Raw genomic sequence first — 19,286 nt, forward strand, 5'->3', positions numbered from 1 at the left:
TTGAGACAGTAGGCTCAAATTTTAGGTATGGAATCCCAGAGGGATTCGCTACCGTCCGTCCTCACCTAAGGAAAGTCTCCAATTACTTTTCTTAAGATATTTCCTATTCATCTGGCCGGTATTCCAGGATATCTCCGGGCTGGCAGTCCAGTTCTTTGCAGATAGCTTCAAGGGTGGTGAAGCGGATAGCTTTGGCCTTGCCTGTCTTAAGGATGGAGAGGTTGGCGGTAGTGATGCCGATTTTGTCAGCTAGCTCATTGGATTTCATCTTTCGCTTGGCCAGCATGACATCTAGATTGACGATAATCATGGTCCCCTCCTTAAATGGTCAGCTCATTTTCTTCAGCGATCGCAATTCCTCTCTCTAAAATCTTGCCAAGGACCCAGACAATTGGGACAGCGAGGAGGAGTCCCGTATTAAAGGTCAATTGGAAGGTAAAGGGAAGGAGATAAACGTCGCCACTGGTTTCAAGTGTACCAGACATAAAGGACAAGACCAATAAGATCTTCCAAGCTCGGTTGCAAAGATCAATGTTGGAGTGAGAAAAGATCTTTTCTTGGTAGAGATTTTGGAGGAAGCTACGAATGGTGATGAGAAGAAGAATATAAATAGCACTTGAGGCTAGTGGGAAGAGCAACTGCCATAGGGGTTGCAGATGTTTTGGGAAAAGCTGGATGCCATTCACCTCAAAGGACAAGCGCCCAGATTGAACGAGATCCTTAAACACACCCATCCGTGAAAGCAGGTGGATGACCAGTGCTGCCACAGTCATAAAGCCACAGAAGTAAATGAAAGCCGTTAAGACTTCAATAACATTTTTTAAGGTTTTTGAGTTTTTCATCGCAAGCCTCCTTAAAGTTTATTTATTATTTACTTATAGTATACTCTTTATAAAAAATAAGTCAATAAAAAAGTATCGAAAAACGATAAAAAATTTATGAAATTCGGTCAAAGTTTGCTTTAAATAGAATTTAAGGTATACTAATAGGTAACTACCATTTCAAGGAGGTATTGAAATGATCAAAAAGTTAGATAAGAAATATCTTTGGATGATCATCGCTTTTGTGAGTGCAGTGGTTCTAATTGGAGGAGTCTATCTCTACTCTAGCTCCAATATCCAACCGGATCATCAAAAAGAGTTCAACCAGACCTCGAAGACCTCGTCCTCATCTAAGGAAAAAGCCATCGATTTGTCTGGTGAATATGTCTCTAGCGCGCGTGATAAGGCCAAGATACAGAAAGATGGGAAATCTTGGAAAATTGATTATCAAACAGATGATGGTGCTGTTTCAGCAACGTTCTCAACGGATTTCAAAGTAGAAGGTGCCAATAAAGTTTCTACTAGTCAGATGAAAAAGTCTGATGGAAATACTGATTTCACCGTCACTGTGCGTATCTTTAAATACCAATCAGATAAGGATCCCCTCATTACGGTAACTATGTCAGATAAAGACCCCGATCATGAGATGGTCTTTGCCAATCGGAAGGATTTCTTCAAGTCGACGAATCCAGATGATGCGGTATTGGATGGGGATTTGACAACCTTCTCAGGAAGTTATTCCAATGAATCGATTGAAAAGCAGATCGCAGATTCTGGCTTTAAGTTGTATGGCTATAGTCCAGAAGATTATTATAATCATCGGACTACTGTCTTCCCTTCTATCTACTCTGATCAGGATAAGGGATGGAGCTTCTGGAGTGGAGCTAGCAATGTCCAATTTGTCCTCAATAAAGATAAGAAACCGAAGAAAGCTGGATCGACCTATCAGGTTTACTTTGTCCAAGCTGGTACAAGTGGAGAAACTCCTGGTCAGGAATTGATTGTCACCTTGATTCCTGAAAATGTTCAAGGTCCTGATGGTGTCGTGTCGCCTTTGAGACGCATCTTCTACCATCAAGCCTCCTTCCAAGCCTACCAAGACAAATGGTGGGAAGCCTATCCAGAGCCTAAGAAGGACGCAGACCTTGATATTACGGCCATCAATAGTGGAGACTTCTCAAGTCTAGCAGGGACATGGCGCAATGCTAAAGGCCAGGAGATGGTCATCCAAGAAGATGGAACTGTAAAGGGCCAAGGAAGATTAAAAGCAGTGCCGAACTCGGATAAGACAAGTAAAGTCCCTTATGTAGATCTACGTGTGGGAGAAACAGGAGTGGCAGTTGGCCTCTTTAAGATTGGTTTTGAAAATCCTGATGGAGACCAGTCAGATAAGAGCAAACCTCGCTTAGTTGTTACCCAATCAGCTGGAAACTATCCAGCAGATCAATACTTCTATCGTCAATAAGAAGCGAAAGAGAGTGGGACAGAAATCGGTCATTCGTTAGAATTCAATTTCGTCGTCCCACCTCCGCACAGTTGAGTAGGGCTGTAAAAGCTGATGAAATCAGCGTAGTAGAGCCCACTCAACCACTGCGTCTTGCTCGACAATCCAAAGACAATTGAGAGGCTGGGACTTTTGTCCCAGCCTCACTTTTCTCACTGCGGAAAGTTTTAATTCTACTTAAATAAATTTAAAAATAGAAGTCATCCTTTTGAAGAATCATTTAGCTATTTTATGTAAAAAAGTAGTTTGTCTACATTCAAAACCCAGGAACTATGTGATATGTACCCAGAATCCTGGACACATGTTATGAACTAAGTGGAACACATGGATGCTATCCTGTACATTACAGGTGGCATCCATTTTGTTTTTCCTTGTATTCTTTCATTGTTGTAATAACTTATGTATTCATCTAGTGCTTTTGAAAAGCTCTCAAATGATTCATATTCTTTCTCGTAGCTGTAGTACATTTCATTCTTTAGACGTCCAAAGAATGTTTCCATAATGCAATTATCTATACAATTGCCACGTCTAGACATTGATTGGATAATTCCCCTGTTTTTTAGTTACTGACGATAGTAGTTGTGTTGATATTGCCATCCTTGATCTGAATGAAATATTAATCCTGTAAGTGATTTGAACTTTTTAAACGCCATCTCTAGCATTCTCTTGATTTGATTTAGGTTTGGACTCATCGACAAGTCATATGAAATAACTTCATTTGTGTACATATCAATTATCGGAGAAAGGTAACACTTTCCCCATGAAAAGTTAAACTGAGATACATCAGTTGTCCACTTCTGAAGTGGTGCTGTTGCTGTAAAGTCTCTATCTATTATGTTTGGTGCTACTTTACCTACTTCACCCTTGAATGAGTGATACTTTTCTTTAGGTCTTTTGCCTTGCAATCCAAGTGAATGCATGATACGTTCTACTCTTTTATGATTGACAGAATTTCCACGTCTTAAGAGCTCTCTATACACTCTTCTCACACCATATCTACCTTTATGCTGGCTAAATATTTTCTTGATTTCTTCAGTGAGCTTAATATTTCTAAAGTCTACAGTATCAACTTTACTGATTTCGTAGTAGTAAGTTGATTTAGGCATATTTAAACCTTTTAGTAGGTGCTTTAATTGGTATCCTTCTTCTCTGAGCGCTTTGATGATTGCTGCTTTTTCGCCTTGAGTTGCGCAGCCCATCTTTCTTGCCTCAAGGCGATCCTTTTTTTTACTACTTCAATCTCCGCTTTCATTGCCGCAATTTCTTCTCTCAGTCTGATTAACTCTTCACGTTCTGATTCAGTTAAAGGTTTGGGCTTAATCGTTTTCTTTTTCATAACAGGGTTCTTACTCTTGCGACCTTTCTTTTTATTCACAAGACCATTGTAACCTAATTCTTTGTATTTGCGAACCCAGGTATATAGCATTCCATTATTTATACCTGCAGAAACAGCAACTGACTTGTTGGATTGTCCTGCTAATACTTTAGCAACTAATTCATATTTCGCTTCAGGGGTCCACACTTTGTTATTACCTAAGTGCTTTAATGCATCTGGTCCATTTTCTTCTTCGATACGAGCCCAGTATCGAACCATTAGATGAAAGTTTGATGTTTTTATTCCTTCTGGTGTTTCAGGCCATATTCCTTTTCTATATAGCTCAATACACTCTAACTTATACTCATGACTGTAACGCATGAAAATACCCTCCTTACTGGGTGTCCAGTAAAGAGGGTACATATCAATGATTTCCTGGGTTTTGTTTTACTTCAATTCATTCTCTTTCTATAAAAAATCGTTTACACCTTTTGATCTAAACGATATTGTTCCATTTCATAAAATAGAGTTGAAATGGTCACTCTTTGTGCTCAAGAAGCAGAGGTTAGGAAGACTCGACGGCTTTTTTTCGTTTGAAAAATGCAGCCATTTGAACTAGGATGCGGGGAACCGTCTGCCATTTTTTCCAAGCTTGGACACGGGTATCGAGGAGTTGCTTGGCTAGACGTTCTAGCATTTCCCTTTCTGTTGGATCTAGGTCCTGAGCATTTTGAAAGATTTCTTTGATCTTGGAGAAATTTTTCAAGTTCATCAAATCATTAATCGAAGTGATGCCGGCGTCCAGAAAAATGCCAAAAAAAGTATCAAAGAACTTCTTGCGCTCATCCGCCGATGTTTCGCGAACCCACTGCTTCAGGGTCTCGACGGTCTGCTGGCTATCAGGACTGGTTTGATCTAGTGTCACAAATCCATCCTTTTCAACCATCCAAGTAAAGGCGTCATGCTGGGCAAAGCCACCAAAGGCACGGGTTTTGACAATCTTAGCAGGCTCAGGAACTTCCAGCATCATCCCAACGATGGACCCTTGCGGGACAAAGCGGTGAACGAGGTGCGCGATTCGTTGATAGCCCTCCGTTTCGATAATGGCCTTGTTGAGGCCAGGAGCGTCGTAACAGTAGATGGCGTTGACCCGTTCAATCAGATGATCTGGAAGGTAAGAGCAGGCGTAGGCTGCGAGATTGCCTCCTTTGGAGTGGCCGGCTACCATAAAGCGTCCTTTAGGAAATTCCTTCATGGCATGTTGTAGGTAGCTGGCTGCACGCCTCTGAGATGGGACATGGTCCATATAGGTCATGTGGAAGTCTTCCTTCCAGCCGATCAAGGTATCATCCGTCCCTCTATAGACAACTAAATAAACATCCATGGTAAGACGATAGGTCATCGCCGCAAACTGCTTTTGAACATCAGGGTCGTATTCGTCGACATAGTTAAGAAGTTTGACATTCCTAAAGCGTTTGGATGTGGCCAACTTATCTACTAACTGCAGGTGTTGATTCGTCACGGTGAAATTAGTCGTTCGATCGACCAGCTCTGTCACATCAGACAAGCGGACTTCAATATTGGTCGTATCTCCTTGGGGAACAATCCGATCAAAAGGAAGATAGGTCAGCTCCGTTAGTGCGAGGACATCCAGTTCCTTAAAAGGGCGATCGTAAATTGAATCATAGGTGACATGGTCTAGATAATCAAAAATCGTGGACATGAGATTCTCCTTTGTATCTGTATGTTCAGTATAGCATAAAATACCGGAAAAGCCCCTCAGTAAAAATAGGTAATTGACCAAAGGGAGTAACCTATAAGTCGAGATGTCGAAAAATATGTGTGCTCCTTGGATAATTTGATATAATGAAAGGGTAATACTCTAGTAAGAAAGAGCAGGAAAGAGCATGCATAAAATTCTTCTTGTCGAAGATGATGAAACCATTCGCCAACAGGTAAAGAAAATCATGGAACAGTGGGGCTTTGAGGTCATTGCAGTTGATGATTTTATGGATGTATTGGGCACCTTCGTCCAAACTAATCCTCATCTGATATTGATGGATATCGGCCTTCCTCTTTATAATGGTTATCATTGGTGCCAGGAAATTCGTAAGGTGTCTAAAGTCCCGATCATGTTTTTATCCTCACGCGATCAAGCGATGGACATCGTCATGGCCATCAATATGGGAGGAGATGACTATGTGACCAAGCCATTTGATCCCAATGTCCTCCTGGCAAAAATCCAGGGGCTTCTTCGTCGTTCTTATGAGTTTGGAACTGATCAAGATTTGTTAGAACACCGGGGGGCCATCCTCAATCTCAAATCCATGGATCTGGTCTACGAGGGAGAAGTAGTTAATCTGACCAAAAATGAATTTCAAATCCTTCGCATCCTTTTTGAAAAAGCTGGAAGTGTAGTGGCTCGGGATGATCTGATGAAGGAACTATGGAACAGTGACTTCTTTATTGATGACAACACCCTCTCGGTCAATGTAGCTAGACTTCGGAAGAAACTCGAAGAAGCAGGACTGGAGAATTTTATCGAAACGAAAAAAGGGATAGGATACGGGTTGAGCAATGGGTAATCGATTCTTATTTGTCAAACACTATCTAATCTCTCATCGCCGCTATCTCTATTTGATCGGTTTACTCCTTTCTTCTCTTGTTTTGTTTGCCTATATATTCGAAGGCTACCGCAATTTTCTTCTCTACCTGACTGGCATTTTGGCTTTTTTGAGCCTTCTTCTCATTATGTGGGATGTAGCCACTGGGTATCAGGCCTATCGGAAGGAAGTGCTCTATGGGGAGGGAGTAGCTGAGACCCCTCTAGAAATGGTCTTGAGTCAGAAGCTAGCAAGCAGTCAGCAAGCCCAGCGTGAGCAAACCACGGTGAGTCTAGAGGCCTATAATGACCTGATGGATTACTATACTCTCTGGGTCCACCAGATTAAGACACCTATTGCGGCCAGCCAACTCCTGGTTCAAAATATAGAAGACAGCGACCTGAGAAAACAAATGGAGCAGGAGCTCTTTAAGATTGACTCCTATGCCAATCTGGTCCTCCAATATCTGAGACTCGAAAGCTTTCACGATGATTTGGTGCTTAAGCGTGTTCCACTCGAAGAGCTGGTCAAAGAAGTGGTGAGAAAGTACGCTATCTTCTTTATCCAAAAGGGATTGACGGTGGATCTGCATGACTTAGATGTCGCTGTCATTACCGATCGCAAGTGGCTCTTGGTCATCATCGAGCAATTGCTGTCTAATAGCCTCAAGTATACCAGTGCTGGCGGGATTGAGATCTATTTCGATGACCAGACCCTATATATCAAAGATAGTGGGATCGGAATCAAGGATAGCGATATACTCCGTGTCTTTGAGCGGGGCTTCTCCGGCTACAATGGTCATCTGACTCAGCAATCTTCAGGACTAGGCCTCTACCTAACTAAAAAGATTGCCGATCAGCTAGGACACCAGATTCATATGACGTCTCAGGTTGGTCAAGGCACGACTGTTGCCATACGTTTTGAAGAGAAAAAGTTGGTGATGGATTAGGGGAACTCGTCGATACTAATGATTCTTTCCCTCAGGTTCTCTTTTATTTGAAAATGACAAAAATGTAAGATTAGATTTTAAAAATGAAAGGTTAGGTTATGGCGACCACCTTTTATTTTTTATACAATAGTCTCATCAAATAAAGGAGGTCAAGAAAATGAAACTCTTGAATTGGATGAAAGAACCCAAAAAGATTAAGAAACCAAATAAGAAAACCGATTTGGAAAAGGCGGAATTTGGTCGCCAAGTCCTACAACAAACCCAAGAATTTTTCTTGATCTACTAGTAAAAGGAGAAAAGCATGTCATTACTAGACGTTCAACATATCAAAAAAATTTACAAAACCCGCTTTCAAGGAACGCAGGTCGAAGCCCTAAAGGACATTCACTTCACTGTTGAAAAAGGGGAGTATGTCGCAATCATGGGGGAGTCAGGGTCCGGGAAATCCACTCTCCTCAATATCCTAGCCATGCTGGACCAGCCGACGGAAGGACGGGTCTACCTAAATAGCATAGACACCTCGACCATCAAGAACAAGGATGCGTCCAGCTTCCGTCGCGAAAAACTAGGCTTTGTCTTTCAAGACTTTAACCTGCTCGACACCTTGTCTGTCAAGGACAATATCCTCTTGCCATTGGTCCTTTCTCGCAGACCAGTCAAGGAAATGATGAGCAAGGTCGATAGCGTAAGTCGGGAGTTGGGCATTCACCAGCTATTGGAAAAGTACCCTTACGAAATCTCTGGTGGACAAAAGCAACGGGTAGCCGTAGCGCGGGCCATCATTACCTCACCAGAAATCCTCCTTGCGGATGAGCCAACAGGGGCACTGGATTCTAAGTCTTCGGCTGCTTTGCTAGATGTCTTTGAAGATATCAACACCATGGGCCAAACCATTCTCATGGTGACCCACTCAACCGCAGCCGCAGCGAGGGCCAAGCGCGTGCTCTTTATCAAGGATGGGATTCTCTACAACCAGATCTTCCGTGGGGAAAAAACAGAACGTCAGATGTTCCAAGAAATCTCGGATACCTTGACGGTCATGGCAAGTGAGGTGGAGTAGATGTTTCGATTAACCACTAAATTAGCTTGCTCCAATCTCATCAAGAACCGCAAGCTCTATTATCCCTTTGCGATTGCGGTCATTCTCGCAGTGACCATCGCCTACCTCTTTGACTCCCTGACCTTTAATCCCAACATTTCTAAGCTGCGAGGGGGATCTTCCATACTCTTCACCCTAGGCTTGGGACTGTTTGTGGTCAATGCTGCTGGAGCCATCATCGTGCTCTATGCTAATAGCTTTGTCATGAAAAACCGCTCCAAGGAGCTGGGACTCTACAGCATGCTGGGCCTTGAAAAGCGGCATCTCATCAGCATGATCTTCAAAGAACTCTTGATTTTTGGTTTTGTGACTATCTCAAGCGGTATCTTGATCGGCGCCCTCTTTGACAAGCTGATCTTTGCCTTTCTCTTGAAACTGATGAAGATGAAGGTCCAGCTAGTATCTACCTTCCAACCTGGGATTGTGGTCGCAGTCTTTGTTACCTTTGGCCTCATCTTTGCCCTCTTGGTTCTTCTCAACGCTTGGCGCATTCTTCGTTTGAATGCCCTGCAATTGACTCGTGAGAAAGCGAGTGGTGAAAAGAAAGCTCGCTTTTTGTGGCCCCAAACCATCCTGGGTTTAGCTTCTCTCGGTTTTGGCTACTACCTAGCTTTGTCTGTCAAAGACCCCATGTCTGCGATTGTAACCTTCTTTCTAGCAGTTGTCTTGGTTATGATTGGGACCTACCTGCTCTTTAATGCAGGGATCACCGTCTTCTTGCATCTGCTTAAGAAAAAGAAGAGTTATTATTACCAACCCAACAACATGATCTCGGTCTCTAACCTCATCTATCGCATGAAGAAAAATGCAGTGGGCCTTGCGACCATTGCCATCCTCTCAACCATGGTATTGGTGACTATATCTGCTGCCACCAACATCTATATCGGTGGTGAAATGATCAAGAAAATCATGAATCCACATGATTTCTCCATTCAAGGAAAAGGCGTGGATTTGGAGTTAATCAATCAGAAATTTGATGAGTTTGCTTCTGAGCACCAACTTGAGATCAAAAATCGTGACCTGATGAACTATGCCACCTTTGGGGTCGAATCCCAAAAGGGCACAGACTTCACGGTCTATCCTGATGATGAACACGATGTCAGACCGAGAACAGTCTTTCTGGTCTTTGATGCAGCTAGCTATGAGCAGATGACAGGAGAAGACGTCGATCTGACTGGCAACCAAGTCATCCTCTTTGCCCACAACAAGGCTCTGAAAGGGCAAAAGCAGTTTACTATTAATGGGCAAGACTTTCAAGTCAAGGAAGAAGTGACCAAGGATTTTATCACCGATCATGTCCCAAACATCTTCAATATGCTGACAGAGGATTTCAATTACCTGATCGTACCTGACCTTTCAGCCTTTGTTGCCAAGTTTCCGAACCTTGCTGTCGTTACCCAAATCTATGGTGGTTTCAATGTCAATATCGATGAAGAACACCAACTTAAGTTAGCTGACAGCTATGACAAGCTAATTGATGATTTTAGTAGCCAGCTGACAGATATGCAATTTGTATATGGAGGCAATCGAGCATATAATGTGAGAGAAATGAATAGCCTCTTTGGTGGCATCTTCTTTATCGGTATTTTCTTGTCATTGATCTTTATGGTCGGAACAGTCATCGTTATCTACTACAAGCAAATTTCAGAAGGCTATGAAGACCGTGACCGCTTTGTCATCCTCCAACAGGTGGGACTTGATGAAGATGAGGTCAAACGGACCATCAACCGTCAAGTGCGGACCGTCTTCTTCCTTCCCCTTATCTTTGCCTTTGTCCACCTGGCCTTTGCCTACCATATGATCCGCCTTATTCTTAAAGTGCTCGGTGTCATCAATAGTAGCCAAGTCCTCGTCGTCACCCTCAGCGTCTGTGCCGTCTTTCTCGTCACCTACCTGGTTGTCTTTTGGATCACCTCTCGGAGCTATCGTAAGATTGTGCAGATATAAGGAAAAAGAAGAGAGTGGGACAGAAATCGGTAATTCGTTAGAATTCGATTTCGTCGTCCCACCTCCGCACAGTTGAGTAGGGCTGTAAAAGCTGATGAAATCAGCGTAGTAGAGCCCACTCAACCACTGCGTCTTGCTCGACAATCCAAAAATAATTGAGAGGCTAGGACTTTTGTCCCAGCCTCTTTTTGTGCGAAAACCGACAGCGATTGTTTTTGCTTTTCAAAGGGATATACAAAAAAACCGAACCACTAGAGTTCGGTTTTTTATCGATTTCTTTTAGAGTGATGTTAGGAAAGTCAATCCTCCTAGGATGACACCTGCTGAATTCGGAATAATCAAAATCCAGTCTTTTTTAGGTTCCTTTGTCCAACCATAAATGACCCAGATCAAGCAAGAAATAGCAGCTGACAAGGGTTGGAAAGGTTGGGCCTTATGTCCCTGTAAATTGGCAATAATTTGTGGGATGTAGGCAATGAAAACGATAATCCCAATAAAGGCACCGATCGAGCCAACGATTTGGTTGATTTTTTGTTTGTTCATAAAATTTTACCTCTGTATATCAAAATAGCATAAGTAGGAAGATAATGCAATTAATTTGCATGCTACGCAAAATGAAAACGATCACATTTGCAAAAGAATTAGACAAAGTGTCAAAAAATGGCAACTAGAGAGAAAATCCACTCGAAAAGAAATCCATCTTCCTGCAAAATCACAAGATTGTGACATTTTACAGTTCGGTAACATTTGAAAAAAGCACTTGAATTTTAAGAGGGCAAGCGTTAGAATAGTGCGTACTTAAAAAATGAAAGGTATTTTGAAAATGAATGAAAAACAAATGAAAATTCTTGGTTGGGTTGCGACCTTTATGTCTGTGATGATGTATGTCTCTTATTTCCCACAAATTATGGATAATCTCGCTGGTCACAAAGGAAACTTTATTCAACCTTTAGTGGCAGCCATCAACTGTAGTCTTTGGGTCTACTACGGACTCTTCAAAAAAGAACGCGATATCCCACTTGCTGCAGCCAATGCTCCAGGGATTATCTTTGGGTTGATTACAGCCATCACAGCCTTATAAGAAGGAACTAGCTCCCGCATGGAAGCTAGTTTTTTAATACCTTACAGAAATGTAAGAAATCAGGGTAAAAATGAAAGGTTAGCTTATTGTAGATCTCTTTCCAAATCGTTACAATAGAGATGTAAGAAGTTCTATTAATATCAATCATATAACTAGATGGAAATGGAGAATGAAAATGGCCTTATTAGATGTACAACATGTGAAAAAAATCTACAAAACCCGCTTCCAAGGAACGCAGGTCGAAGCCCTAAAAGATATCCACTTCACCGTGGAGAAGGGCGAATACGTCGCCATCATGGGGGAATCGGGATCCGGGAAATCGACCCTCCTTAACATCCTAGCCATGCTGGACCAGCCGACCGAAGGGCGGGTCTACCTCAATGGCACCGATACTTCAACCATCAAGAACAAGGATGCGTCCAGCTTTCGTCGGGAAAAACTAGGCTTTGTCTTTCAAGACTTTAATCTGCTCGACACCTTGTCTGTCAAAGACAATATCCTCTTGCCTCTGGTCCTTTCTCGTAGACCGGTCAAGGAAATGATGACTAAGGTGGATGGCGTCAGTCGGGAATTGGGCATTCACCAGCTTCTTGAGAAATATCCTTACGAAATCTCTGGTGGGCAAAAGCAACGGGTGGCTGTAGCACGGGCCATTATCACCTCACCTGAAATCCTCCTCGCTGATGAGCCAACAGGGGCGCTGGATTCCAAGTCTTCGGCTGCTTTGCTAGATGTCTTTGAAGATATTAATAGCATGGGCCAAACCATCCTCATGGTGACCCACTCAACCGCAGCGGCAGCTCGGGCCAAGCGCGTGCTCTTTATCAAGGATGGAATTCTCTACAACCAGATCTTCCGCGGGGAAAAAACAGAACGTCAGATGTTCCAAGAAATCTCGGATACTTTGACGGTTATGGCGGGTAAGGAGGATAGCGATGTTTAAATTATCGAGTAAATTAGCCTTTTCTAACCTCAAACAAAATCGCAAGCTGTATTACCCTTTTGCCTTGGCTGTTATTTTAACGACCATGATCCTCTATAGCTTTATCGCTTTGGCATCAACCCCTCATTTAGAGGATTCTTACGGAGGGGGGGCGGCGAGAACTGTTCTTGGTTTTGGTAGTTTCGTCGTCCAGCTGGTCGTCATCATTTTGGTGGCTTATGCCAATGGCTTTGTCATGAAAAATCGTTCCAAAGAACTGGGCTTGTACAGTGTTCTGGGAATGGAGAAGAAGCATCTCCTCATCATGACCTTATGGGAATTGCTCTTCTTCTATGTTCTCACAGTTGGAGTAGGACTAGGTTTGGGGCTCTTATTTGATCGCCTGATTTTTGCCTTGCTCCTAAAATGTATGGGGCTACCAGTCGTCATTCAATCAACCTTCCAGCTAGGAGCTGTCATTGACACTTTACTTGGGTTAGCCTTAGCTTTTGGCCTCATTCTCTTGTTGAATTCTTTCCGCCTCTTGCGCTACAGTTCCCTCCACCTCATGCAACAGAAAAAAGCAGGAGAGAAGAAGGGACGCTTCTTGCTGGTCCAAACTCTGTTAGGACTTGGGCTCTTAGGAATTGCGTTTTATATAGCGCTAACCGTTGAGCGTCCGGTAGCGGCTGTTCAAGGATTCTTTATTGCTGTCATTTTGGTCATTCTGGCGACTTATCTCTTATTCAACGCAGGCTCCATTACCTTCTTAAGATTTCTCAAAGGTAGGAAATCCTACTATTACAAGCCAGAGAATTTTATATCCGTCTCTAACTTAATCGCTCGGATGCGAAAAAATGCAGCGGGCCTTGCGACCATTAGTATTCTTTCCACCATGGTCTTGGTCACCTTAACCGGGTCGCTCAATATCTTTATTGGAGGGCAGAACTACCTAGATACTGTTTACCCTTCTGATTACATGATTAGTGTGGGGCATATGCCTTCAGATGCTGAGACAGAACCGGTTATCAAGGATGTTCAAGCTCAAATTAAGAAAACAGCCGATGCGACAAATCTATCAGATTATCAGGTGGCACAGACAACATACTGGTCGGCTGAAATTCGAAAGATTGATGGAAGGAGCTTAGAGGTTTATGAACAAGCTGGTCAGGAGATGAAGACAGAGGGAACAGTCTACTTTTTTGATCATGCGACTTACGAGCAACTGACGGGTCAAAAAGTTGAGCTTGGGGAAAATGAAATCCTAGCCTATGGGTATCAGTATCCAGGAAAATTAGATTCGCAATTAGAAATCAATGGGAAGACCTTCACGATTAAACAAAAACTAGACTCCAATTTTATCCAAGGAAAACTCCCTCAATCCGACCTGTTTCAACATCAAATGGGTTTGTACCTTGTCCTCCCTGACTTGAACCAACTGGGTCTAAAAGTTGATAAGAATTTAGAATTCTCTATTAATGCCAAAAATAAAGACAACAAAGATTTTACTGGTGGCGTGACCAAAGAGCTGTATTCGACAGACAAAATGAGTCAATATGGTGCGACTTATTTTGGTGGATATGAACGATACAGTATAGAGAAGGAGTGGCGTGAAACAGCAGGGACTCTCCTCTTTATTGGGATTTTCCTATCGGTCATCTTTCTATTAGCTACAGTTCTCGTGATTTACTACAAGCAGATTTCAGAGGGTCATGAGGATCGGGATAATTTTGTGATCTTGCAACAAGTAGGATTGGACCAAAAGCAAACCGGCACCACCATTCGCAAACAGATTCTCACCGTCTTTTTCCTTCCACTATTCTTCTCCTTCTTGTACCTAGGAGTAGCCTACAAGATGATTGCAAAGATCGTTGCCATCTTAGGAGCGACCAATGCGGGACTGGTCCTTCAAACAACCTTAGCAATCTGCGCTGTCTTTTTCATCTCCTATGTCCTCGTCTTTCTGCTGACTTCCAGAAGTTATCGGAAGATTGTCGTGAGGTAGCGTTTGATACGATGGAAGCTCTTAGGAAAATAGGTGAAGAAGAAATTAACTGGAACACTTTTTTCAACCAAAAACACCGAGGATTACATCCCCGGTGTTTTTATCGTGATTATTTCACGTGTTTTGCAAGTTCTTCTTGTGCTTTTTTATTGGTTTCTTCTTTTTCTTTCAACCAATTCTTATAAGCTTTGTCGTAGTCAGCCGTTGTGACTGTATCACTTTGTAATTCCATGTACTTGTAGTAGCTAGCCCCGTCTTTGATACCAATCAAGGAGAATGCTTTTGTAAATGGTTTGATCTTCGTGATAGAAGGGACAGCACCCTTAGAGTAGACAGGAAGTGCAAAGGCATTGTCTGTCAACCAAGCTTGAGCAACAGCATATTTTTCATAACGAGTTTTGGTATCCAATTGTTCCGCATTGGCATCATCCAATAGTTGTTTGTACTCGTTCAAACCTAGTTTTTCAATTAGGGATTGGTCAGTTGACGGATTGATTCCCATTCCTGCTAAGGCTGAACCATCGACTGGATTGAAGATATCCAAGTAAGTTGATGGGTCTTGGAAGTCAGGTCCCCAACCAGCGATATCCATATCAAAGTCTTTTTGATCAGGACTTTGAGCGAAGTAGGTTGCATTGTCCGCATCTTCCGTAGACATTTTCTGAACATCCACGACGACATTTTCTTTTCCTAATGTTTTTTCGATGGAGTCTTTCATTGAATCAGCTTGTTGCACAATGCTAGCAGAAGACTGGTCAACTACATAGTCGATGTGGATTGGGAATTGGACACCTTGCGCTTGGAGCTCTTCTTTGGCTTTGGCAAATTGTGCTTTGGCCTTGTCCGCATTGAACATGCTATCTTGCGCATCAGCTAGGCTGACATCCTTCCAATCATCTCCTGTTGCAGCAAGTTTTTCTTCGACAACGCTACCGAAGTCTTTGTTGTCTACTTGCACAAATGTTGGAGGTACAAGAAGCGTACGAAGGGTTTTGCTAGCGCCATCTTTCCCGTTTGATTGGGCACTTAGTGAAGTACGATCAAGGGCAAAGTTGATGGCTTGACGGAAGTTTTTGTTTTGAAGAGCTGTTTTGGTTTGGTTCTTCTGGTCGTCTGTTGTTTTCTCAGTATGACCGTAGTTTTGACGGTTTACGTTGAAGTAAACATAGTAGACAGTCGCATCTTGTGGTGAATAAACGATATTGTCTTTGAATTTTTTCTCAATGGTACTAAATGTTGAGCTCGTTGGGAAGAGACGCGCAGTGGTCAAGTTTCCATCAGAGAAGTTACGAGCAAGGTAGTCTTGGTCAGAACCATCGAAGTAGGTCAATTTGATATTTTCAATCTTCACATTGTCTTTGTCGTAGTAGTTCTCGTTCTTGGTGAACTCCATCAAAGATTTGGAAGTGAAGGATTTCAAGTAGTAAGGACCGTTGTAAAGGATTCCAGAAGGTTTGACGCTACCGAAGTCTTTACCTGCAGATTTGAGGAATTTTTCATTGACAGGCATCATGGTCGAAGTTGTCAATTTAGAATTCCAGAAGGATTCAGGTTGAGCCAAGGTGTATTGGAGGGTATGGTCATCAACGGCTTTGACCCCAACTTTAGAGAAGTCTGTATTTTTACCAGTGACATAGTCATCCAGGCCGGCTACTGAGTTTTGAACCAAGTAGAGGGCATCTGACTTGTTGTCAGCTACATACTTAAGAGAAGTGACGAAGTCCTGTGCAGTGACATCTGCATATTCGTTTCCTTCTGAGTCGTACCATTTTGCATCTTTACGGAGTTTATAAGTGTAGGTTAATCCGTCTTTAGAGACAGACCAATCTTCCGCTAGTGCAGGGACGAGATTACCATATTGGTCATTTTCAAACAATCCATCAACCAAGTTAGTTGTAACGTCACTTGTTGTAGAACGGTTTGAAAGGAGGTAGTTCAAAGAATCTGGATCAGTACTAAACACGTATGAGTAAGTGTTTGTCTGAGAAGATTTTGAAGATGATCCACATGAAGCAAGGAACAGGGCTGAAGCAACCGTGACACCTGCAAGGAAAGCTAGTTTAGATTTTTTCATCACTTATCTCCTTTAATAAAGATTTTGTATTATTATACACCTTTTTTTATAAAAAGCAAATTTTTTTTGAAATTAATTGTATATTTAGTCATATTGTTCGGATTTATTGAGTTTTATTCAAGATTTCACTATTATGCTTTACAAACTAGCTTAGGTGGAGTATACTAATAGTGAAAGAGCTAGTATGTAAAACAAACTAGCTAAAAGAAGCCTGTATAGAAAGGGGGAGAAGGATGAAAGAGTCGCAATTGCTAAAGGGTGTCCTGGAAGGTTGTGTTCTAGAAATTATTTCAAAAAAATCTATCTATGGCTATGAATTGATCCAAAGCCTCAAGGAATCCGGCTTTGATAAGATTGTTGCGGGGACTGTTTATCCCTTGCTTCAGAAGTTAGAGAAGCAGGGAGTTATAATAGGAGAGATGAGGCCCTCTCCAGATGGCCCTGATCGCAAGTATTTTTCACTAAGTGATGCTGGAAGAGAGCGCCTAGAGGAATTTTGGTACCAGTGGCAGGATCTGGTCATTAAAGTAGAACGCGTGAAAAAGGAGGGGAAAGCAATATGACATCAGCTATTTATTATGAAGAAACGCAGGCTTTGGTTGAAACCTTTAGCCAGGAGGACCAAGCTTACTTCCAAGATCTCTGGGATTATTTCAATTTCACCGGTTTCTTATATGAGGAGAAGGCTTTGAGAGAGCAGGTCTATAATCTAGCGCTAGATTTTTCGCAAGCAAGCGGAGATGGATTGACGGCTAAGGACTATTTTGGACAGGATCCAAAGGGAATGGCAGACCAAATCCTAGAGAATATGCCCAAAGAATCCACGCGCTCTGTTCTGAAATATGGTGCGATTGTCTCGGGAATTGTGATTTTCTATCGCCTCTTAAGTGATTTTGCTTCGCAAGCAGTCCTGGTTCTCAAGCCACTCGTCTATCTAACGGATAGTATTTTAGGTATTTTAGTCGTTGGGTTACTATTCTATCTCCTTCGTCGCCTTATTTTTGCAGAAGAGAAGTCAAAAAAAGCAATTTATGTAGCAGTCGTTTTCGTTCTAGGATTCTATTTCGCTAGTGAGATAGTGGGTGTCCGTTTCTTGCCAGCTATTGCTTGGTTAACAGTGCCAAATCCATGGGATACCTTCCTCATTACAGGGGCTTGTGCAGGACTTATCCTGTGGCAGTGGAAAGAAGAGTTTGCTCGTGCCTTCATCTTTCCTATTCTGTCCTTCTTAGTAGTGGGATTCTTGCATCGCTGGACCTTGGCGCAAGGAATTCAGAATTCTACCATGACTATCATTCTGCCTACGGTAATCATTGTTATAGGATTGATGATTTACTATTGGTTCACGATTCGCGCCTTGAAAAAGAACAAGACAGAAAATGGTGAATAGAGTGAAAAGGGGGAGGAAACTCCCCTTTTTCTGTTGAAAAACAACGAGCAAGCTTGATTTTTGTTATAATGAAAGGGACTATAAATCAAAGGAGAAGATGATGACATTTGAAGAAATCTTGCCGGGACTAAAGGCAAAAAAGAAATATGTCCGTACGGGTTGGGGTGGAGCAGAGAACTATGTTCAGCTTTTTGATACCATCGAGCAAAATGGAGTGGCTCTAGAAGTGACGCCTTATTTTCTCATTAATGTCTCTGGTGAAGGCGAAGGATTTTCCATGTGGAGTCCAACTCCTTGTGATGTCTTAGCGACAGATTGGGTGGAAGTCCATGACTAAACGGGTCTTGATTACGGGCGTGAGCTCCGGGATTGGTTTGGCTCAAGCTCGTCTCTTTCTAGAAAAGGGCTACCAGGTTTATGGGGTGGACCAGGGAGCTGATCCCCAGTTGCCAGGGGCTTTCCATTTTTTGCAGCGGGACTTGACCTTGGATTTGACGCCGATTTTTGACTGGTGTCCTGAGGTCGACGTCTTGTGCAATACGGCCGGCGTTTTGGATGACTACAAACCACTTCTTGAGCAAAGCGCTCAGGAGATTCAGGAGATCTTTGAGATCAACTATGTGACTCCGGTAGAGTTGACAAGGCATTATCTGACTCAAATGTTGGAGAAGAAGCAAGGGATCATCATCAATATGTGCTCCATTGCATCTAGCCTAGCGGGTGGAGGCGGTCACGCTTATACCTCCTCCAAGCATGCCCTAGCGGGCTTTACCAAGCAGTTGGCCCTAGATTATGCAGAAGCTGGTATTCAAGTCTTTGGCATTGCACCAGGTGCTGTCAAAACAGGCATGACCGCAGCGGACTTTGAACCAGGAGGCCTAGCAGACTGGGTGGCTAGTGAGACCCCTATTAAACGCTGGATAGAGCCAGAAGAAGTGGCAGAAGTCAGCCTCTTTTTGGCCAGTGGGAAGGCCTCTGCCATGCAGGGGCAAATCCTGACCATTGATGGTGGCTGGAGTTTGAAGTAAGGGCTGAGATAAGCATAAAAGATAAGAATGAAATGAGTCTAGTTGAACAGCTGGACTCATTTTCTATTTTAGCTTTATGGAAAGGAAATCTTATGGTATGATAGCCTAAAAGGGACCTGTAATATGGAGGTCAAATAAAAAAAGCCTTTGGGAAGAGAGACTCAAAAGGAGACGGGATGCGAAAACACCAAGAACTTTCACTAGAGCAGATAATTGAGCAGGTGCGCGTAGATCAATTAGTATCAGATGATTTTTGCCTCTATGGCAAGGAGGATGGAGAACTGGCACTAGCTAGGCTCTATTGGGTATCCGATTATCCGGATGTCGTGGAAGACCGTGATGTCTACCCGACAGAAGTGACGGAGCAAGATCTGCAGCTAGTCTACTATGGAGAGCAGTTGATTGATGTTCTTGCAGTCGCACTTGAGGAAAAACCAAATGCTAGTCACAATGACTTGGTCGAGGCTTTTAATTATTATCAGCAGCATGATAGCTTTATGCCATTTGAAGATTAGCTAGGCCGATTAGAGAAATGGTATTCAATGACT

22 protein-coding genes are annotated in these 19,286 nt (G+C 42.7%); 14 read left to right on the forward strand and 8 right to left on the reverse strand.

All coding sequences use genetic code 11. The annotated features are described in order from the left end of the window. Window positions 1–103: 103 nt before the first annotated feature. Both N596_RS00450 and N596_RS00455 read right to left on the reverse strand, forming a co-directional pair. Window positions 104–310 carry a helix-turn-helix domain-containing protein gene (locus tag N596_RS00450; protein ID WP_003006064.1) on the reverse strand — a complete coding sequence of 69 codons (207 nt, stop codon included), beginning with the start codon at window positions 308–310 and terminating at the stop codon, window positions 104–106. Between the two features lie 10 nt (window positions 311–320). Then, window positions 321–842, reverse strand: coding sequence for a DUF2975 domain-containing protein (locus N596_RS00455; RefSeq protein WP_023022517.1), 522 nt, complete (start codon window positions 840–842; stop codon window positions 321–323). 175 nt (window positions 843–1,017) lie between these two features. Between N596_RS00455 and N596_RS00460 the strand changes: the two genes are divergently transcribed. Then, window positions 1,018–2,286, forward strand: a complete 1,269-nt coding sequence (locus N596_RS00460; protein WP_023026484.1) for a DUF6287 domain-containing protein — start codon at window positions 1,018–1,020, stop codon at window positions 2,284–2,286. A gap of 350 nt (window positions 2,287–2,636) precedes the next feature. On the opposite strand, the gene N596_RS10400 is transcribed toward N596_RS00460, so the two are convergent. The 4 genes from N596_RS10400 to N596_RS00475 form a co-directional block, all read right to left on the reverse strand. After that, a complete protein-coding gene (locus tag N596_RS10400; RefSeq protein WP_373364507.1) occupies window positions 2,637–2,873 on the reverse strand; it encodes an IS3 family transposase in 237 nt (78 codons plus the stop codon). Between the two features lie 15 nt (window positions 2,874–2,888). Then, complete coding sequence (locus N596_RS09510; protein WP_081698214.1) at window positions 2,889–3,524, reverse strand: IS3 family transposase; 636 nt, start codon at window positions 3,522–3,524, stop codon at window positions 2,889–2,891. Continuing rightward, complete coding sequence (locus N596_RS00470) at window positions 3,455–4,021, reverse strand: helix-turn-helix domain-containing protein (protein WP_023023319.1); 567 nt, start codon at window positions 4,019–4,021, stop codon at window positions 3,455–3,457. Before N596_RS00470 ends, N596_RS09510 begins: the two co-directional genes overlap by 70 nt. Before the next feature lie 184 nt (window positions 4,022–4,205). Further along, on the reverse strand, window positions 4,206–5,363 hold the full coding sequence (locus tag N596_RS00475; RefSeq protein ID WP_023022521.1) for a DUF2974 domain-containing protein: 1,158 nt from the start codon (window positions 5,361–5,363) through the stop codon (window positions 4,206–4,208). Between the two features lie 184 nt (window positions 5,364–5,547). Here N596_RS00475 and N596_RS00480 point away from each other — a divergent pair, with 184 nt between their 5' ends. The 5 genes from N596_RS00480 (at window position 5,548) to N596_RS00495 (ending at window position 10,238) form a co-directional block, all read left to right on the forward strand. Next, complete coding sequence (locus N596_RS00480; RefSeq protein WP_023026486.1) at window positions 5,548–6,225, forward strand: response regulator transcription factor; 678 nt, start codon at window positions 5,548–5,550, stop codon at window positions 6,223–6,225. Further along, window positions 6,218–7,192, forward strand: a complete 975-nt coding sequence (locus tag N596_RS00485; protein WP_023026488.1) for a sensor histidine kinase — start codon at window positions 6,218–6,220, stop codon at window positions 7,190–7,192. The genes N596_RS00480 and N596_RS00485 overlap by 8 nt, the downstream gene beginning before the upstream one ends. Before the next feature lie 157 nt (window positions 7,193–7,349). Next, window positions 7,350–7,478 carry a hypothetical protein gene (locus N596_RS10300; RefSeq protein ID WP_023026490.1) on the forward strand — a complete coding sequence of 43 codons (129 nt, stop codon included), beginning with the start codon at window positions 7,350–7,352 and terminating at the stop codon, window positions 7,476–7,478. A gap of 15 nt (window positions 7,479–7,493) precedes the next feature. Next, window positions 7,494–8,252: an ABC transporter ATP-binding protein gene (locus tag N596_RS00490; RefSeq protein WP_023026492.1), complete on the forward strand. Its 759-nt coding sequence runs from the start codon at window positions 7,494–7,496 to the stop codon at window positions 8,250–8,252. Further along, window positions 8,253–10,238, forward strand: a complete 1,986-nt coding sequence (locus N596_RS00495) for an FtsX-like permease family protein (RefSeq protein WP_023026494.1) — start codon at window positions 8,253–8,255, stop codon at window positions 10,236–10,238. 279 nt (window positions 10,239–10,517) lie between these two features. Here the strand turns inward: N596_RS00495 and N596_RS00500 are convergent, their stop codons facing one another. After that, window positions 10,518–10,781 (reverse strand): SemiSWEET family transporter, encoded by a 264-nt coding sequence (locus N596_RS00500; RefSeq protein WP_003006096.1) that lies wholly within the window; start codon window positions 10,779–10,781, stop codon window positions 10,518–10,520. Window positions 10,782–11,061: 280 nt separating this feature from the next. Between N596_RS00500 and N596_RS00505 the strand changes: the two genes are divergently transcribed. The 3 genes from N596_RS00505 to N596_RS00515 all read left to right on the forward strand — a co-directional run bounded on the left by N596_RS00505 (window position 11,062) and on the right by N596_RS00515 (window position 14,246). After that, entirely contained in the window at window positions 11,062–11,319 is a 258-nt protein-coding gene (locus N596_RS00505; protein WP_003011864.1) for a SemiSWEET family transporter, read from the forward strand. Between the two features lie 175 nt (window positions 11,320–11,494). After that, window positions 11,495–12,262, forward strand: coding sequence for an ABC transporter ATP-binding protein (locus N596_RS00510; RefSeq protein ID WP_006597128.1), 768 nt, complete (start codon window positions 11,495–11,497; stop codon window positions 12,260–12,262). After that, window positions 12,255–14,246, forward strand: coding sequence for an FtsX-like permease family protein (locus N596_RS00515; protein ID WP_023026497.1), 1,992 nt, complete (start codon window positions 12,255–12,257; stop codon window positions 14,244–14,246). The genes N596_RS00510 and N596_RS00515 overlap by 8 nt, the downstream gene beginning before the upstream one ends. Window positions 14,247–14,355: 109 nt before the next feature. Here the strand turns inward: N596_RS00515 and N596_RS00520 are convergent, their stop codons facing one another. Next, window positions 14,356–16,320 carry a peptide ABC transporter substrate-binding protein gene (locus N596_RS00520; protein ID WP_023026499.1) on the reverse strand — a complete coding sequence of 655 codons (1,965 nt, stop codon included), beginning with the start codon at window positions 16,318–16,320 and terminating at the stop codon, window positions 14,356–14,358. Between the two features lie 233 nt (window positions 16,321–16,553). Between N596_RS00520 and N596_RS00525 the strand changes: the two genes are divergently transcribed. The 5 genes from N596_RS00525 to N596_RS00545 all read left to right on the forward strand — a co-directional run bounded on the left by N596_RS00525 (window position 16,554) and on the right by N596_RS00545 (window position 19,253). Next, entirely contained in the window at window positions 16,554–16,883 is a 330-nt protein-coding gene (locus N596_RS00525; RefSeq protein WP_023026501.1) for a PadR family transcriptional regulator, read from the forward strand. After that, window positions 16,880–17,710, forward strand: coding sequence for a hypothetical protein (locus N596_RS00530; protein ID WP_023026503.1), 831 nt, complete (start codon window positions 16,880–16,882; stop codon window positions 17,708–17,710). Before N596_RS00525 ends, N596_RS00530 begins: the two co-directional genes overlap by 4 nt. Window positions 17,711–17,810: 100 nt before the next feature. Next, complete coding sequence (locus N596_RS00535; protein ID WP_000141913.1) at window positions 17,811–18,047, forward strand: DUF2829 domain-containing protein; 237 nt, start codon at window positions 17,811–17,813, stop codon at window positions 18,045–18,047. Next, window positions 18,040–18,738 (forward strand): 3-oxoacyl-ACP reductase, encoded by a 699-nt coding sequence (locus N596_RS00540; RefSeq protein ID WP_023026505.1) that lies wholly within the window; start codon window positions 18,040–18,042, stop codon window positions 18,736–18,738. Before N596_RS00535 ends, N596_RS00540 begins: the two co-directional genes overlap by 8 nt. 176 nt (window positions 18,739–18,914) lie before the next feature. Continuing rightward, window positions 18,915–19,253, forward strand: a complete 339-nt coding sequence (locus tag N596_RS00545; protein ID WP_023026507.1) for a DUF7716 domain-containing protein — start codon at window positions 18,915–18,917, stop codon at window positions 19,251–19,253. Window positions 19,254–19,286 lie beyond the last annotated feature (33 nt).

Origin of the sequence: Streptococcus ilei (assembly GCF_000479335.1) — a bacterium.
In the GTDB taxonomy this organism is placed as follows: Bacteria; Bacillota; Bacilli; order Lactobacillales; family Streptococcaceae; genus Streptococcus; species Streptococcus ilei.